Here is a 15,536-nt window from a genome sequence, read left to right as displayed (position 1 = left end):
CAGTTTGCGGCACTATCTTGCGCAACCCTCCCCGCGAGGGGAAGGGTGTCGACTGTGACAATTGCGGTCGAGAAGAGGTCTACTAGCTGTCCGGCGTTTAGAGTAGACCTCATGGTGAGCCTGTCGAACCACGAGGTCGTGGCACCATGTCCGATATGAACCAATCCCCCTCCGCCACCGTCCCCGACGCCAAGCAGGGCAACTGGCTCGATCGCTACGCCCCCGCCTGGCTCAAGCCCTATGGGCGTCTCGCCCGCTGGGACCGCCCCATCGGTTTCTACCTGCTGTTCTGGCCCTGCGCCTGGGGCCTCGGCCTCGCCGCCGTCGCCAACCCGGCCCAGGGCTTCGACTGGTGGGGCGCGGTGCTCATGTTGGCAGGCGCCATCCTCATGCGCGGCGCCGGCTGCACCTTCAACGACATTGTCGATCGCGACATCGACATGCAGGTCGCCCGCACCCGCCTCCGTCCGATTCCGTCAGGCGCTGTCACCGCGCGCGATGCATTGGCCTTCCTCGTCGCGCAGGCCCTGCTCGGCTCGGTCATCCTGTTCCAGTTCAACCGCTTCACCGTCTGGGCCGGTGTCGCCTCGCTGGTCCTGGTCGCCATCTATCCGTTCATGAAGCGCGTCACCTGGTGGCCGCAGGCCTTTTTGGGCCTCGCCTTCTCCTATGGCGCCCTGGTCGGCTGGACCAGCCAGACCGGCGGTCTCGCCTGGCCGCCCGTCCTGCTCTATGCCGGAACAATCCTCTGGGTCATCGGCTATGATACCATCTACGCCCTGCAGGATATCGAGGATGACGCGCTGGTCGGCGTCAAATCCACGGCGCGCCTGTTCGGCGACCAGGTGAAGCCCGCGGTCGCCACGCTCTATGCCGGGGCCTTCGTGCTCTGGAATGCGGCGGCCTTGCTGGCGGGCGGTGGCCTCGTCTTCGCCACCCTGTCCCTCGTGGCCGCGGCCATGCTGGCCTGGCAGGTCTGGACCGTCGATGCCGCCGTGCCGGATAATCCCCGCTTCCGCTTCGACAGCAACAAATATGTCGGAATAGTCCTGGCCCTCGCGCTCCTGGCTGAGTGGGTCTGGTAGTTCGCGCTAGCGAAATGCTGTGGCTTTCGCCCTGTTGGTGACGCCAGATGCTAACAGTCCGCCAACCAGTTCACGCCCAAACGTCAAAAGGGCCGACCGCACCACCGGTCGACCCCTCAAACGTGCTTTGGAGAGCAGAAACTTACGCTTCGGGCTGCATGCCCGGCTTGCGGCGATTGAGGAAACGCGGGCGACGACCGGCCTCGGCCACCAGCTTGCGGCGGCTCTGCGTATGGCCCACCATCACCCCGTCGACCTGCTGGCTATAGGGCATATAGGCGCCGTCGCCGGCCTTGATGAACAGCGGCAAACGGAGCTTCTTGCCCCAGTTCTGCCACTCGGCAACGACGTTGTGATTGCCCTCTTCCTCGAACACCCGGTAGTTCAATTCGCTGTCCGAATGGACCAGTTCGATCGAGCTGACCAGCACGCCGTCCTCGGAAATCCGCGTCGCCACGGCGACACCGATGAATTCGGTCACCGGCACCTTCACCTTGATGGCCACGCCGCTCTGTTCGAGCATGCGGCGCACGGTAACGGTCTTGACGGGATCCTTGGGACCGTTGTCGTTCGCCGCCACGAAGCGGCGGTCTGCCAGCGTCGGGCGGCCGAATGCGAGTACGACCGAGGTTCCTTCCATCGCGACACCATGAACCATTTGAATTCGCCTTCCTGTCAACTTCGAGAGCTGATTTTTGGCGCTCTCTTTTGTAGGTCCACCATACCCGCCCGCCTTACCTGCCCCCTTAATCGGTTCGGTTAAGTTTATCTTGTTTTCCGAGAGGGTTAGCAGGGTCTTGCATAGGGTAGGGACCGGTTAACCGCGCCCGGTGCGGGGGCATTAACCCTGCCATATTTGCTCCCGCGATCACGCCATCCGGCGCAGCCCTTGCCCAAGACCGGCGCCAAGCCTAAAAGGCGCGCCTATGCCAGCGCCCGCAACGACCTATAGCGATGATCTCGAACTGCTCCGCTCCTCGGCGGTTGCGGCCGGCATCATTGCCAGCGGCTTCTTCCGCCGCGACGTCAAGAGCTGGACCAAGGACAATGCCTCCCCGGTCAGCGAAGCCGATATCCTGGTCGACCGTTACCTGGCCTCTTCCCTCCTGCAGGCCCGCCCCGACTATGGCTGGCTCAGCGAGGAAACCGCCGACAATCCCAGCCGCCTCGATTGCGACCGCGTCTTCGTCGTCGACCCAATCGATGGCACCCGCGGCTTCCTGCGCGGCGAGGATAGCTGGACCGTATCGCTGGCCGTAGTCGAACATGGCATTCCCGTCGCCGGGGTGGTCTACGCCCCCGTGCGCGATGAAATGTATGAGGCCGCCCGCGGCGAGGGCGCCCGCCTTAACGGTCGGCCGCTCCAGCGCAGCCGCCGCGCCGGCGCTGCCCCGCTGATCCCCGCGCCCGGGGCCGTGCATCAGGAAATGCAGGCGGCCGGCCTCCACTATACCCGCGGCCCGGCCTATCCCTCGCTGGCCTATCGGCTGGTACAGGTGGCCACCGGCAAGCTCGACGGCGCCGTCGCCCGCCGTGGCAGCCAGGACTGGGATATTGCCGGGGCCGCCGTGATCCTCGAGGAAGCCGGCATCGATTTCGCCGATGTCTGCACCGGGTTCCCCCTTTTCAACAGACGAGATGTGCGCCACGGGGCGCTTGCGGCGCTTGGTGACATGAGCCTAAAACCCCTTGTCCACGCGGCGCTGATCAAGGTCTACGGCTGCCCGGCTGCAGATGCGGACGCCGAACTGATTGCTCCTTCACACACGGACCTGACCGATGGCTGAAAAAGAAGTTCCCTCCAAGCAGTTGCTGCATCTCGTCATCGGCGGCGAGCTGTCGAGCCTCGAAGGCGTGACCTTCACCGACCTCGACAAGGTCGATATCGTCGGCCTCTATCCCAACTATGCCGCGGCCTATGCGGTGTGGAAGCAGAAGGCCCAGATGACCGTGGACAGCGCCCAGACACGCTACTTCATCGTCCACCTGCACCGCCTGCTGGAGCCCGAAACCCACAAGCCGTAAGGCATCATGCCACGCCCTCGTGGTTCGAGGCGCTGAAGAAGCGCACCTCACCATGAGGGCTACTGTAAACTCAGCACTCCCAGTAGCCCTCATGGTGAGGTGCGAGCTCTTGCGAGCCTCGAACCACGAGGGCGTGGCACTTACCCCGCCAGCGTCTCGACAATCGCGGCCATCGCCCCCGGCCCGCCAATCCTCTGACGCCCGATATTGGCCAGCCGCCGCCGTTCCTCGTCATCATCAAGCAGCTTGCGCAACGCCGCCCCAACGGCCGGAGCCTCTGCCGCAACCACCGTCCGCGCGTCCCCGAACAGCATCTGCTCATCGTTGAAGCGGGAGCGGCGGTCGCGCGGATTGACGAAGGTGATGGCGGGCTTGCCCAGCCCCAGCGCCTGCACCGTGGCCGTGCCGGCCTGCGACAGCACCAGGTCGGAAACCGCCAGCAGATTGCCCATCGCTCCGCCCCGGGCCATGTGGATGGTGATGTCTCCATCCGACAATTCCCCCAGATCGGCGGATTCGACGCTCAGCATGGTGGTGCGCTTGAGCCCGGCCTTCCGGGCCAGCTCGTCGACACTGATACTGCCGGCAACCGCCAGGAACATGTCGGGCCGCAGCTCGGCGGGCAGGGCGCGCAGGGCCGCCACCTGCAGCGCAAAGCTCTCTGATGTCAGCGCCCGGCTGCCCGGCAGCAGCGTCACCGCCAGCGGCCGCTGCCGCCGCGCCTGCGCGTCATAATCCCCGTGGGGAATGGCATCCATCATTACATTGCCGGCCGAGCGGGCATCGACGCCGATATGCTCGAGCGAGCGCGCCAGGTTGTCGGCGCGGCAGAACACGGTCTTGCAGGCCTGCTTGATGGTCCAGCGCTCGGCGGCGGAATAGAGCCGTGCCGAGCCCGTCTTGTAGACATCCAGATAATAGAGCCCGCGATGCCCGGTGAAATAGCATGCCAGCACGCCCACCATGTCGCCCACCACCACCACGCGATCATACTTGCCGTTGATCCTGCGCAGGAAATTGAGGGCCGGCGGCACCGTGCCGAGCCCTCCGGTGATGATGTCACGCCGCAGCGACCCCTTGACGTTGCGCCAGCCTTCCGAGGCCAGGGTGGCCCGTGGCCCCACGACAGGGCAGATACCGGCATAGGCATTGCCCGCCCCGATCATCGGATAGGCTTCCACCACGACCGTCTTGGGCATCTTGGCCACGATGGCGGCCGCAATGGCGTCCTCGCCATGGCCATTGGAAATGAACAGGAACCGGCTTGGGCCCGACGCTTCGGCCTCCACCGTCAGGCTCCGCGGCCGAAGCGCTCGAAGGCGGTATGGGCCGCCACGGCATCGGCATAGGGTTCCTGTCGGTCGACGCTCCAGTAGAACAGCTCATCGAGCGGAATGGGCTTCTGCGTGATGGCGCAGCGCACGAAACTGCCGGGTTTGAGCACCACATAGTCGCCGTCGAGATAACGGATGACCGCCTCGGTGGGTGCAAAGCCTTTGTCGAAGATGTTCATTCTGGCATCCCTTCAACCTTCGCCCCGATATAGCGATCTACGGGTCAGATCAAAAGAGGCTTTCCTGCGCGTCGCTGTCCGATTGCGGACGTGGCTTCTTCTTTATGACGGGGCTGCCCGAAATCGTCGCCCCGACCTCGCCATCGGCAAATTCGATGGCGATGGGCGCGCCCGGCAGCAGGCCGGCCCGTTCATGCACCAGGTTGCCTTCGGCATCCTTGATGACGGCATAGCCCCGCGCCAGCACGCTCTTGTAGCTGAGCGAGTCGAGCAGCTTGCCGGCCTGGGCGAGAGCCGCCCCGCGCAGGCTCAGCCCTTGCAACATGCTCGCGTAAAGCCGTGTCCCTAGCGGTCCCAGCCGCGTCTGCCCGTGGCGCAGTTCCGCCCGCAGCGTATTGGCCGACAGCTTCGGTCCGACGGCGTCGAGCTGCGCGCGCTTGCGCTCAACCAGCCGAAGCGCCGAGTTCCCCAGCCGTTCGGCGCGCGGATCATAGGTCAGCCGCGCCCGGTCCACCGTCTTGCGCAGGCCAGCATCGGCGCGCAGCGAGAGGTTGGCCAGCCGCTCGCCGAATTCCGACTGCCGCCGCGCCAGCAATTGCGGCGCCAGCCGCGGTTCGACGCGCGACAGCCGCACGCGGTGGTCCTGCACCGAATGGCGCAGCCCGGCAAAGAGATTGCTCGCCGCATGGTCGAGCCGCTGGCGTTGGGTGGACACCAGGTCGGCCGGCCGCGGCAGGCCGGCACTGGCGGCACGCAGCCGGTCGCGGGCGCTGCCGGCAATGCGCCGCGCGCCCTGCCGCTGACGCGAGCCAAGGTCATCGACATAGCCGATCAGCTCGATACGCACCGGCACCGCCGCCTCGGCGGCAGCCGTCGGCGTCGGTGCCCGCATATCCGAGGCATAGTCCACCAGCGTCGTGTCGGTCTCGTGCCCCACGGCGGAAATGATGGGAATGCCGCTGGCCGCAACCGCCCGCACCACCGCTTCCTCATTGAAGCCCCAGAGGTCCTCGATGGAGCCGCCCCCGCGCGCCACGATCAGCAGGTCGGGCCGGGGGATCGGCCCATCGGGCAGCAGCGCGTTGAAGCCCTCGATGGCATTGACCACTTCGGGCGCACAGGTATCGCCCTGCACCCGCACCGGCCACACGAGCACATGGCTGGGAAAGCGGTCCGCCAGGCGATGGAGGATATCGCGGATGACGGCCCCGGTCGGCGAGGTGATCACCCCGATGACGCGCGGCAGATAGGGCAGGGGCCGCTTGCGCTCGCGGGCGAACAGTCCCTCGGCATGAAGCTTGCGCCGCCGCTCTTCCAGCAGCGCCATGAGCGCCCCGGCGCCGGCCGGCTCGATATTGTCGATGACGATCTGGTATTTCGACGAGCGTGGAAAGGTTGTCAGTCGTCCGGTGGCAATGACTTCGAGCCCTTCCTGCGGCTTGAAGGTCAGGCGGGCATAGCTGGTCTTCCACACCACGGCGTCGATCGCCGCATTCTCGTCCTTCAGCGTGAAATAGGCGTGGCCCGAGGCGTGCTGGCCGCGAAAGCCCGAAATCTCGCCGCGCACGCGCACATGGCCGAATTCGTCCTCGACCGTGCGCTTGACCGCCTGAGCGATCTCGCTGACGGAAAATTCGGCGGCATTGGTCAGGGTATCGGCCATGCCCTCTGGTGCGGCAATTGCTGAGTCCGGTCAAGGGCCGGGTGCCTCGCTATACCCACCGGCCGTCACCCTCGGGCTTGACCCGAGGGCTCTATACTTACCGGGGGCTCCATAAGTGAAGAGCCCTCGGGTCAAGCCCGAGGGTGACGATCGAGTTTGGGTAAGGATCTACTCCGCCGCTTCCGCCGACTTGGGCGTATCCAGGTTCCCCATCGACTGCACGATATGGTTGGCCAGCGCATCATAGATGCCGCCATAGGCATGGCTGGCGCGCTTGAGCGCGATCTGGGCATCGTCGAGCCGGGGCAGGCCGATTTCGTCATTGACCACGCGCATCCCCGGCTGCAAGGCGCTTTCCGGCAGAAAGCCCACGGCCAGGTCGGACAGCACGGCGCTCGATATGGCCGTGGCGTTGGACGAGGTATAGGCCACGCGATAGTCCTTGTTGCTGCGGTCCAGCGCTTCCATCGCGTCCTTGCGCCAGATGCAATATTGCGGCCCGCAGGCAATCGCCAACGGCTCGCTCGCCAACGCCCGTCCGCCATGGCTGGCCACCCAGAACATCTTTTCGGTGCGGAACAGCTCACCGTAATTCTGCTCGGTCCCCTGCGTGAAGACGATCAGGTCATAGCGCCCGGCGCGCATGCCCTCGAGCAGGTGCTCGGAGGCCATGCAGGCCACGTCGACCGCGATTTTCGGATGCGTGCGCTGGAAGCTGGACAGGATCACCGGCAGCAGGCGCACCGCATAATCGTCAGGCACGCCGAAGCGGATCGAACCCGCCAGGTCGCCATCAGAGAAATGGTCGAGAATCTCGGCATTGGTGCGCAGCATCTTGCGGGCGCGGGAATAGAGCGCCTCGCCATGCAGGGTCAGCGTCACGCTGCGCCCGTCGCGGGTCAGCAGGGCTTGGCCGAGCCGTTCCTCAAGCCGCTTGATCTGCATCGACACGGCGGACTGGGTCTTGTTCACGCGCCGCGCGGCCTCGGTGAAGCTGCCGCAATCGGCGATGGCACAGAAGCTCTGGAGCTGGTCGAGATCGAGGGGGGCCGTCATGGCGTTCTTCCATCACCCAAATTGATAGAGCGAATGAAATCTATTTGTTGGACGAATGGATGTCCAGAGCGCTAACTCAACAGCATCGGCGCAATAGCGTCGAATCCCGCCGACCTCCCTTCGGCACAACCACATGACTGGAGACTATCATGGCTCTCTCGCTTCCCGGCGAGCGGTCACTTGCGCCCGCCACGCCCGCCAATCCATTTGTCGCCTTCGCGCGCTGGATCGCCAAGGCGCAGGCCGCTCGTGCCCGTCGGGCAGCGTTGTCGGCCTTGCTGGACCTCGATCATGAACAACTGAACGATCTGGGCGTCTCGCGCGACGATGTGGTCGCCGCACTGGCCTCCGGAGCCCATGCCGGCCCGATCCTCAACGCTGCGCGCGCCCGCAACGCCTACGCCTGATCGGCGCCACGAATTTCGAGCTTGCGCCGGCCCGACCTCCAGCTGGCGCTTTCTTGTTGGTACGGACAATCCTTGCGAGCGCTCGTGCCATCTCCCGGGTCGACCCGTGGTCGATCCCGTTCGGACCGGTTTGCCGCCGGTCCCCTGGGTCGGCCTTCTGCCGATCCCGTTTCCTGATGACTTGCCGGACCGGCGCCTTGCGCGCTTGTCCGGCTTTTTTGTCAGGTTTGCTCGAAACTGACGCCCATCTCGGTCTCGGTCTTCCAGATCGCCCGGCAGGCAAATTTCTGGCCGTCATCCAGCAGCAGCTCGAACGTATCGGGAATGCCGATAATGCTGGCTATCCGCAGTCTTGCTCCGGCTTCGGACAGGTTGCGGACGGTGCATTGCAGCGTTGAAAAGCCGCCATTGGTGACGATACGCCCGCCCTTGAGGGTGCGGTGGCGAATGACGGCGCGACGTTCTTCCTCGGTCAATGGACAATCCCTCCGCGATCAGGGGAGCTGGGCAAACCCGTCCTTGAAGCCATTGAGCGACACCGGAATGCCGATGCCTTCCTCCGGCGTCTTGAACACGACGAAGATCGCGTCGGTGCCATTGGACAGTGTCTCGATCAGGCTGTCATCCAGCACGACCTCGGCGATGCAGCCATTGGGCAGGCAGCGCACGAAGGCGACGCGCCCCATATCCTGTCCGTCGACATTAAGTCCGAGCCCGTTGGGCAGCAGCACGCCGAGCGGCGCCAGCACGCGCAGCAGGCGCGCCTCGCGGTCGGCCGTGCGCAGCACGATGACCGACAGGCCCACATTGGGCTGATCTTCCGCCATCACATTCTGGATGATGGCGCATTGCTCGAAACTGGCGCCGGGCGGCGTATCGCAGCTCATCTGCCAGTCACCATACTGGGCGCGCACCACGCCCTGGCCGGAGCTGGTACCGGCCATTGTCCCGACAACCGCCAGGGCAAGGCCCAGCCCGGCCAGACAGTGCTTCACAATCCGCTTCACTCTACAATTCTCCCGACGAATCGCGCGCCAACGCGAGGCTTTTCCTGTTTCCGACAGGCAGGGGACCAAGTCAACCAAGGCCCGGATTTGCTGGGGATATGCCGGCCAAACTGCGGCAGCGGTGAGGCATGGGCCAGATAGGGCCGCGCAATATGACGCAGTTGCCGCCCCGCTTGCTGCAATGGACTTGGCGTTTCCGATGTGATTTAGGTCGGAGAAGAGTTTTTCGCTCCGAGGTTGAGTCGGGGCGGCGTTTGCTATGCCGCTGTTTTTGCCCCTCAATCCCGGTGTGGATGCACCAATTGAAGTCGACAGGGGGTTTAGGTGACCGGGCAGTTCTTGAAAAAGATGGGGGCTCTTTCGGCGGCCGCAATGGCGCTGAGTCCGGCTCTGGCCGTCGCGCAGGAAGAAGCCGGCTACACCGCCGGCCATCCGCTTCCCGGGCAGTTCCACCTGCAGCGTTCGGTGACGCCGATCATGGACTCCATCACGGTCTTCCATGATGGCATCCTGATGTGGACCATCAGCTTCATCGTCATCCTCGTGCTGGCGCTGATCCTGTGGATCGTCTTCCGCTACAATGCCAAGCGGAACCCGGTGCCGGCTGCCTTCACCCACAATACCCTGGTCGAGATCGTCTGGACGGTCCTGCCTGTCGTTATCCTCATCATCATCGCCATCCCCTCTTTCGGCGTGTTGAGCGACCAGCTCACGACGCCCGATGGCGAGCGCAAATATCTCGGCTCGAACATCTTCTCCTTCGGCGAAGTCGAGGTTCCTGCCCCCGAACTCACCGTCAAGGCCACCGGCCAGCAGTGGTATTGGGACTATGAATATGTCGACCAGGGCGTGGCCCTGACCTCGCTGATGCTGAACGAAGAAGATCGTGCTGCCAGCAAGCCGGGCCAGCCGCGCCTGTTGGCCGTCGATAACGAGCTCGTCGTGCCGGTCGATACTACCGTGCGCATGCAGATCACCGCCGATCCGACCGGCGTTATCCATGCCTTTGCCGTTCCGTCCTTCGGCATCAAGATCGATGCCGTGCCCGGCCGCCTGAACGAAACCTGGTTCAACGCCCGCGAGACCGGCATCTATTACGGTCAGTGCTCCGAGCTTTGCGGCAAGGATCATGCCTTCATGCCGATCGCCGTGCGCGTCGTCACCAAGGAAGAATTCGCAACCTACATGGCGGCGTTCGAGGGCGGCGACTACGACGCTGCCAACGCCACCCTCGCGGCTGTGCAGTAAGAAGGGTCAGGGGACTTAATCATGGCTGATACTACCGCTCACCTCGAAGCCCACGCGACTGGACACGACCACGCCGCGCATGCTCACGAGCCCACTGGCTGGCGCCGCTGGGTCTATTCGACCAATCACAAGGACATCGGCGTGATGTACCTGATCTTCGCCATCGTGGCGGGGGTGGTTGGCGGCATCCTGTCCGGCTTCATGCGCATGGAGCTGCAGGAGCCCGGCATCCAGATTTTCCATGGCCTGGCCAGCATGGCCTATGGCGTGGAAGGCGGCGAAGCGCTCGACGCCGGCAAGCACATGTACAATGTGTTCACCAGTGCGCACGCCCTGATCATGATCTTCTTCGCGGTGATGCCTGCCACTATGGGCGGCTTTGCCAACTATTTCGCGCCGCTGATGATCGGTGCGCCGGATACGGCCTTCCCGCGTATCAACAATATCGCGTTCTGGCTGCTGCCTCCGTCCTTCCTCCTGCTGATCGCCTCCATGTTCTTCGAGGGCGCTGGCCCCGGCGCGCTGGGCTTCGGTGGCGGCTGGACGGCCTATCCGCCGCTGTCGACCACCGGCCATCCCGGCCCGGCCATGGATTTCGTCATCCTGTCGCTGCACATCGCGGGTATCAGCTCGATCCTGGGGTCGATCAACCTGATCACCACCATCTTCAATATGCGCGCGCCGGGCATGACGCTGCACAAGATGCCGCTCTTTGCCTGGTCCGTGCTGGTCACGGCCTTCCTGCTGCTGCTGTCGCTGCCTGTTCTGGCTGGTGGCATCACCATGCTGCTGACCGACCGCAATTTCGGCACGGCCTTCTTCCGGCCGGCCGAGGGTGGTGATCCGGTACTGTTCCAGCACCTGTTCTGGTTCTTCGGTCACCCCGAAGTGTACATCATGATCCTGCCGGGCTTCGGCATGGTCAGCCACATCGTGTCGACCTTCAGCCGCAAGCCGATCTTCGGCTACATGGCCATGGCCTATGCCATGGTGGCCATCGGCTTCGTCGGTTTCGTCGTGTGGGCGCACCACATGTACACGACCGGCCTCAGCCTTGATGTGCAGCGCTACTTCGTGGCTGCCACCATGGTGATCGCGGTGCCGACCGGCATCAAGATCTTCAGTTGGATCGCCACCATGTGGGGCGGCTCGATCACCTTCAAGTCGCCCATGCTCTGGGCCATCGGCTTCATCTTCCTGTTCACCGTTGGTGGTGTGACCGGTGTGGTGCTCGCCAATGCCGGTGCCGACCGTGCCCTGCACGACACCTATTATGTGGTTGCCCACTTCCACTACGTGCTGTCGCTGGGCGCCGTGTTCTCGATCTTTGCGGGTTGGTACTACTGGTACCCCAAGATGTTCGGCTACATGTACAACGAGTTCCTGGCCCAGGCGCATTTCTGGATCATGTTCGTTGGTGTGAACCTGATCTTCTTCCCGCAGCACTTCCTCGGCCTCGCCGGCATGCCGCGTCGTTACATCGACTATCCCGACGCGTTCGGCATGTTCAATCGCGTGTCTTCGATCGGCTACTACATCACCTTTGTCGCCATGGTCATCTTCTTCTACGCGACCTGGGAAGCCGCCCGTAAGAAGCGCCCGGCCGGTGACAATCCGTGGGGTGAAGGTGCGACCACGCTGGAATGGACCCTGTCCAGCCCGCCGCCGTTCCACCAGTTCACCACTCTGCCCAGGATCGACTCGACCAACGCGCATTAAGACCATCCGGGCCGCGTCCGCGCGGCCCGCCAACCAGCAGGAAAGCAAGCCCATTGGCTCTGATCGACGATAGCAGGAACCTGCCCGGCATGGCCGGCGAAGCACGCGTGGAGGATTACCTTGCGCTGCTGAAGCCATCGGTCATGCAGCTGGTCGTGTTTACCGCCATCGTCGGTCTGGTGGTGGCGCCTGGTGGCATCAATCCGTTTATCGGCATCATCGCCATCGCCTGCATCGCCATCGGTGCCGGCGCCTCCGGCGCGCTGAACATGTGGTACGACGCCGATATCGACGCCATCATGAGCCGCACCCAGAACCGCCCCATTCCGGCCGGCCGCATGGCCAAGGAAGAGGCACTGGTTTTCGGCCTGGTGCTGTCGGTCTTCTCGGTAGCGCTGCTGGGCCTGGCGACCAACTGGGTCGCTGCGGGCCTCCTGGCCTTCACCATTTTCTTCTATGCCGTCATCTATACGATGTGGCTCAAGCGCTCGACGCCGCAGAACATCGTCATCGGCGGCGCTGCCGGCGCCTTCCCGCCGGTCGTCGGCTGGGCCGCTGTTACCGGCACGGTCTCCTTCGAGAGCGTCGTGCTGTTCCTCATCATCTTCCTGTGGACCCCGCCGCATTTCTGGGCGCTGGCGCTCTACAAGCAGTCCGACTATGGCGCTGCCGGCGTGCCGATGATGCCCAATGTCGTGGGCAATGCATCGACCAAGGTTCAGATCTTCGTCTACACCCTGATCCTGGCTGCATCCGCCATGCTGCCGACCTGGTTCGGTTTCGCCGGCTGGATCTACACCACCGTTGCCGTGATTACTGGCGCATCCTTCGTGTTGCTGGCCTGGCGGCTGCTGCGGACGGATGAGGACGTAGCCATGCGCAAGGCCGCCCGCACGCTCTTCAACTACTCGCTGAGCTATCTGTTCATCGTGTTTTTCGCCTTCATGACCGACAACCTGCTGACCCGCTTCGGGAGTTTTGCCTGATGAGCGCCCCGGACGAAATCCGCAGCGTCGAGACGGAGTCGGCCGAGATTGCTGCTGCGCGGGCAAAGGTCCGCCGCCGCCGCTCTATCGCGCTTGGTGTCGCCCTGGCGCTTTTCGCCCTTACCTTCTACGTGCTGACCATCATCAAGATGGGTCCGGCTCTATTTGATCGGGCTCTCTGATGACTGAATTGCACCATCCCGGCATTGACCCCGCAATGGCCCGCCGCAACCGGCGGGTCGCCCTTATCGGCATGTTCGTCGCCGCTGGCATGGTGGGGCTGGCCTATGCCTCGGTGCCGCTCTACCAGTTGTTCTGCCAGGTGACCGGCTTTGGTGGCACGCCGCAGACCGCCAGCGAAGCCCCCAAGGGCTTTATCGACCGGCAGATGACGGTACGCTTCGACTCCAACGTCGCCAATGATCTGGCCTGGACGGTAACGCCCGCCGCGCTTGTCACCGACAACATCGGCAAGGTCGATACCGTCAGCTATGTGGCGACCAACAATTCGGACAGGCCGATCACCGGCATGGCCGTGTTCAACGTCTCGCCCGAGCGGGCCGGCGTCTATTTCAACAAGATCGAATGCTTCTGCTTCACCGAGCAGACGCTGCAGCCCGGCGAAACCGTGGACATGCCGATCGTGTTCTTCGTCGATCCCGAGCTCGACGATAACCAAGAGCTCGACACCATCAAAGAGATCACGCTCTCTTACACTTTCTACGCTTCAGACAATGAGGGAAGCTGACCATGGCCGGAATAGCCAAGAACCACGATTACCACATGGTCGAACCGAGCCCGTGGCCGTTCGTTATGTCGGTCGCCGTACTCGTGCTTGCCATAGGCATCATCTCCTGGATGCACCACTGGACTCCGTTCGTGTTCTTCATCGGCCTGGCCGGTGTGCTCTACACCATGTATGCGTGGTGGAGCGACGTCATCAAGGAAGCTAACGGCGGCGATCACACGCCCGTCGTGCAGATGCACCACCGTTACGGCATGATGCTGTTCATCGCCTCCGAGGTGATGGTGTTCTTCGGCTTCTTCTGGGCCTATTTCGATGGCTTCTTCCGCCTCGATGACGTCGAGCAATATGCCCGCGTCGCCGCCACCGGCGGCATCTGGCCGCCGACCGGCGTGGAGCTGTTCGACCCGTTCCATCTGCCGCTGTTCAATACGCTGCTGCTGCTGACCTCGGGCACGACCGTCACCTGGGCGCACCATGCGCTGCTCGAAGGCGATCGCGAAGGCCTCAAGTGGGGCCTGATCCTTACCGTGCTGCTGGGCGCTGTTTTCACCTGCGTCCAGGCCATCGAATATATGGAAGCCGGCTTCAGCTTCGCCGGCAACATGTATGGCGCCACCTTCTTCATGGCCACGGGCCTGCATGGCTTCCACGTGCTGATCGGTACCATCTTCCTGCTGGTCTGCCTGCTGCGTGCGATGCGCGGTGATTTTACCCCCGAACGCCATATCGGCTTCGAATTCGCCGCCTGGTACTGGCACTTCGTGGACGTGGTCTGGCTGTTCCTGTTTGCCTCGATCTATGTCTGGGGCAGCTGGGGCGTGGCGATCCACCACTAGGGTCGCCCGGACATTTTTCTCGGGGCGCGGCCGCAAGCTGCGCCCCGACTTTTTTGGAGCCCGGATTGGCCCAGTCGTCGCCCATATTGACCGGCCTGCTGTGCCGCTGCCCACGCTGCGGCAAGGGCAAGCTGTTCGCCGGTTACCTGAAAGTGGCGCCTGCCTGCCCGGTCTGCGGGCTCGATCTGAAATTTGCCGATAGTGGTGACGGCCCGGCGGTCTTTGTCATCTTCATCGTTGCGCCCATCGTCATCGCTTTGGCCCTGCTGGTCGGCGCGCTGTTCAATCCGCCGCCCTATATCCACCTGATCCTGTGGATCCCCACGACCCTGGTCCTGTCGCTGGCATTGCTGCCGCCGTTCAAGGGCGTGCTGGTGTCCCAGCAATACCGGCACGATGCGCATGAGGGCCATCAATGAGCGAGCGTCGCAGCCTCGGGCCGATCATGACCTGGTCCTTCGTGGTGCTGATGCTGGCCCTGGCCGTCGTCTGCGTCTGGCTGGGCACGTGGCAATTGCAGCGGCTCGGCGAAAAGGAAGCCTTGATCGCTGCGGTGGATGCCCGGCTCGGCGCCGATCCGGTTCCCGTCCCGCCCGCCGACCAATGGGCCACGCTCGACCTGCAGGCACTCAATTTCCAGCCCTTCTCGCTGACCGGCGCCTTTCGTTACAACCAGACAGTCACGGTCTTCACCAGCCTCGCCAATGCGCGCGGCCCGGCCTCCGGTCCCGGCTATTGGGTCGTGACGCCCTTCGTGCTGGCCGATGGCGGCACCGTCTTCGTCAATCGCGGCTTCATCCCGCAGGATTTCCAGGAAGCGGCGGTTACCGACGGGGAGGGCGACGAAAGCCAGGTCACCATTACCGGTCTGCTGCGCCCCGGCGAAGCGGCCGGCTTCATGACGCCGGACCCCAACATGTCCGACCGCATCGACTGGGTGCGCGATCCGGCCCGGCTCGCCGCCATGGTCGATCCGGCTTTGGCGCCTATCGCGCCCTTCTATATCGACCTGCCGGCCGGCCCCGCCGGCGAACTGCCCCAGGGCGGCGAAACCGTGGTCGAATTTCCCAACAACCATCTCGGCTATGCCTATACCTGGTACGGCTTTGCCATCGTGGCCGTCGTCATGCTCGGCTTCTGGTTCGCCCGCCAGCGCGCCGGCACCAAGGGCTGAGCCGGCAAACTTGCGGTTCGGTCCCTGTTTGACTAGGTTGCAACAATTCTAAAAGGGCTCTTCCCCCGA

Annotated in this window: 19 protein-coding genes; 12 read left to right on the top strand and 7 right to left on the bottom strand. The window is 63.9% G+C overall.

Features of this window, described 5'->3' with window-relative positions; all coding sequences use genetic code 11:
* The first annotated feature begins 146 nt into the window (after positions 1–146).
* Positions 147–1,085: a 4-hydroxybenzoate octaprenyltransferase gene (gene ubiA / locus NVV79_RS00405; protein WP_303985152.1), complete on the top strand. Its 939-nt coding sequence runs from the start codon at positions 147–149 to the stop codon at positions 1,083–1,085.
* Positions 1,086–1,227: 142 nt separating this feature from the next.
* Here the strand turns inward: ubiA and NVV79_RS00400 are convergent, their stop codons facing one another.
* On the bottom strand, positions 1,228–1,743 hold the full coding sequence (locus NVV79_RS00400; RefSeq protein ID WP_303985150.1) for a DUF6101 family protein: 516 nt from the start codon (positions 1,741–1,743) through the stop codon (positions 1,228–1,230).
* Between the two features lie 268 nt (positions 1,744–2,011).
* Here NVV79_RS00400 and NVV79_RS00395 point away from each other — a divergent pair, with 268 nt between their 5' ends.
* Complete coding sequence (locus tag NVV79_RS00395; protein ID WP_303985148.1) at positions 2,012–2,872, top strand: 3'(2'),5'-bisphosphate nucleotidase CysQ; 861 nt, start codon at positions 2,012–2,014, stop codon at positions 2,870–2,872.
* Entirely contained in the window at positions 2,865–3,110 is a 246-nt protein-coding gene (locus tag NVV79_RS00390) for a DUF4170 domain-containing protein (protein ID WP_303985146.1), read from the top strand. The genes NVV79_RS00395 and NVV79_RS00390 overlap by 8 nt, the downstream gene beginning before the upstream one ends.
* Positions 3,111–3,250: 140 nt before the next feature.
* Here NVV79_RS00390 and NVV79_RS00385 read toward each other — a convergent pair whose 3' ends face one another.
* The 4 genes from NVV79_RS00385 to NVV79_RS00370 form a co-directional block, all read right to left on the bottom strand.
* Positions 3,251–4,399 (bottom strand): hypothetical protein, encoded by a 1,149-nt coding sequence (locus tag NVV79_RS00385; protein ID WP_303985144.1) that lies wholly within the window; start codon positions 4,397–4,399, stop codon positions 3,251–3,253.
* A 2-nt stretch (positions 4,400–4,401) separates the two neighbouring features.
* The gene (locus tag NVV79_RS00380; RefSeq protein ID WP_146288209.1) at positions 4,402–4,623 is read right to left on the bottom strand and encodes a DUF2093 domain-containing protein; all 222 of its coding nucleotides are present in this window, start codon (positions 4,621–4,623) and stop codon (positions 4,402–4,404) included.
* Positions 4,624–4,672: 49 nt separating this feature from the next.
* A complete protein-coding gene (gene xseA / locus NVV79_RS00375; RefSeq protein ID WP_303985138.1) occupies positions 4,673–6,286 on the bottom strand; it encodes an exodeoxyribonuclease VII large subunit in 1,614 nt (537 codons plus the stop codon).
* Between the two features lie 168 nt (positions 6,287–6,454).
* Positions 6,455–7,342, bottom strand: coding sequence for a LysR family transcriptional regulator (locus tag NVV79_RS00370; protein WP_303985136.1), 888 nt, complete (start codon positions 7,340–7,342; stop codon positions 6,455–6,457).
* Between the two features lie 149 nt (positions 7,343–7,491).
* On the opposite strand from NVV79_RS00370, the gene NVV79_RS00365 reads away from it, so the two are divergent.
* A complete protein-coding gene (locus NVV79_RS00365) occupies positions 7,492–7,749 on the top strand; it encodes a DUF1127 domain-containing protein (protein ID WP_303985135.1) in 258 nt (85 codons plus the stop codon).
* A gap of 221 nt (positions 7,750–7,970) precedes the next feature.
* Here NVV79_RS00365 and NVV79_RS00360 read toward each other — a convergent pair whose 3' ends face one another.
* Positions 7,971–8,225 (bottom strand): PilZ domain-containing protein, encoded by a 255-nt coding sequence (locus NVV79_RS00360; protein WP_303985133.1) that lies wholly within the window; start codon positions 8,223–8,225, stop codon positions 7,971–7,973.
* A gap of 18 nt (positions 8,226–8,243) precedes the next feature.
* Entirely contained in the window at positions 8,244–8,693 is a 450-nt protein-coding gene (locus NVV79_RS00355) for an invasion associated locus B family protein (RefSeq protein WP_303985291.1), read from the bottom strand.
* A gap of 435 nt (positions 8,694–9,128) precedes the next feature.
* On the opposite strand from NVV79_RS00355, the gene coxB reads away from it, so the two are divergent.
* From coxB to NVV79_RS00315, 8 genes are all read left to right on the top strand, one after another.
* The gene (gene coxB / locus NVV79_RS00350; RefSeq protein WP_303985131.1) at positions 9,129–10,004 is read left to right on the top strand and encodes a cytochrome c oxidase subunit II; all 876 of its coding nucleotides are present in this window, start codon (positions 9,129–9,131) and stop codon (positions 10,002–10,004) included.
* 21 nt (positions 10,005–10,025) lie between these two features.
* Positions 10,026–11,723, top strand: a complete 1,698-nt coding sequence (gene ctaD / locus NVV79_RS00345) for a cytochrome c oxidase subunit I (protein ID WP_303985129.1) — start codon at positions 10,026–10,028, stop codon at positions 11,721–11,723.
* Positions 11,724–11,812: 89 nt separating this feature from the next.
* Positions 11,813–12,709, top strand: coding sequence for a heme o synthase (locus tag NVV79_RS00340; RefSeq protein WP_303985289.1), 897 nt, complete (start codon positions 11,813–11,815; stop codon positions 12,707–12,709).
* Positions 12,709–12,891 carry a hypothetical protein gene (locus NVV79_RS00335; protein ID WP_303985127.1) on the top strand — a complete coding sequence of 61 codons (183 nt, stop codon included), beginning with the start codon at positions 12,709–12,711 and terminating at the stop codon, positions 12,889–12,891. Before NVV79_RS00340 ends, NVV79_RS00335 begins: the two co-directional genes overlap by 1 nt.
* The gene (locus tag NVV79_RS00330; protein ID WP_303985125.1) at positions 12,891–13,457 is read left to right on the top strand and encodes a cytochrome c oxidase assembly protein; all 567 of its coding nucleotides are present in this window, start codon (positions 12,891–12,893) and stop codon (positions 13,455–13,457) included. Before NVV79_RS00335 ends, NVV79_RS00330 begins: the two co-directional genes overlap by 1 nt.
* A gap of 2 nt (positions 13,458–13,459) precedes the next feature.
* On the top strand, positions 13,460–14,293 hold the full coding sequence (locus tag NVV79_RS00325) for a cytochrome c oxidase subunit 3 (protein WP_303985123.1): 834 nt from the start codon (positions 13,460–13,462) through the stop codon (positions 14,291–14,293).
* Positions 14,294–14,358: 65 nt separating this feature from the next.
* Positions 14,359–14,712, top strand: a complete 354-nt coding sequence (locus NVV79_RS00320) for a DUF983 domain-containing protein (RefSeq protein ID WP_303985119.1) — start codon at positions 14,359–14,361, stop codon at positions 14,710–14,712.
* Positions 14,709–15,467: an SURF1 family protein gene (locus NVV79_RS00315; protein WP_303985118.1), complete on the top strand. Its 759-nt coding sequence runs from the start codon at positions 14,709–14,711 to the stop codon at positions 15,465–15,467. Before NVV79_RS00320 ends, NVV79_RS00315 begins: the two co-directional genes overlap by 4 nt.
* Positions 15,468–15,536: the final 69 nt, after the last annotated feature.

The sequence above is a fragment of the Devosia ginsengisoli genome (genome assembly GCF_024707105.1).
GTDB lineage: Bacteria > Pseudomonadota > Alphaproteobacteria > Rhizobiales > Devosiaceae > Devosia > Devosia ginsengisoli_A.
This window is presented reverse-complemented; position numbering and strand designations above follow the sequence as displayed.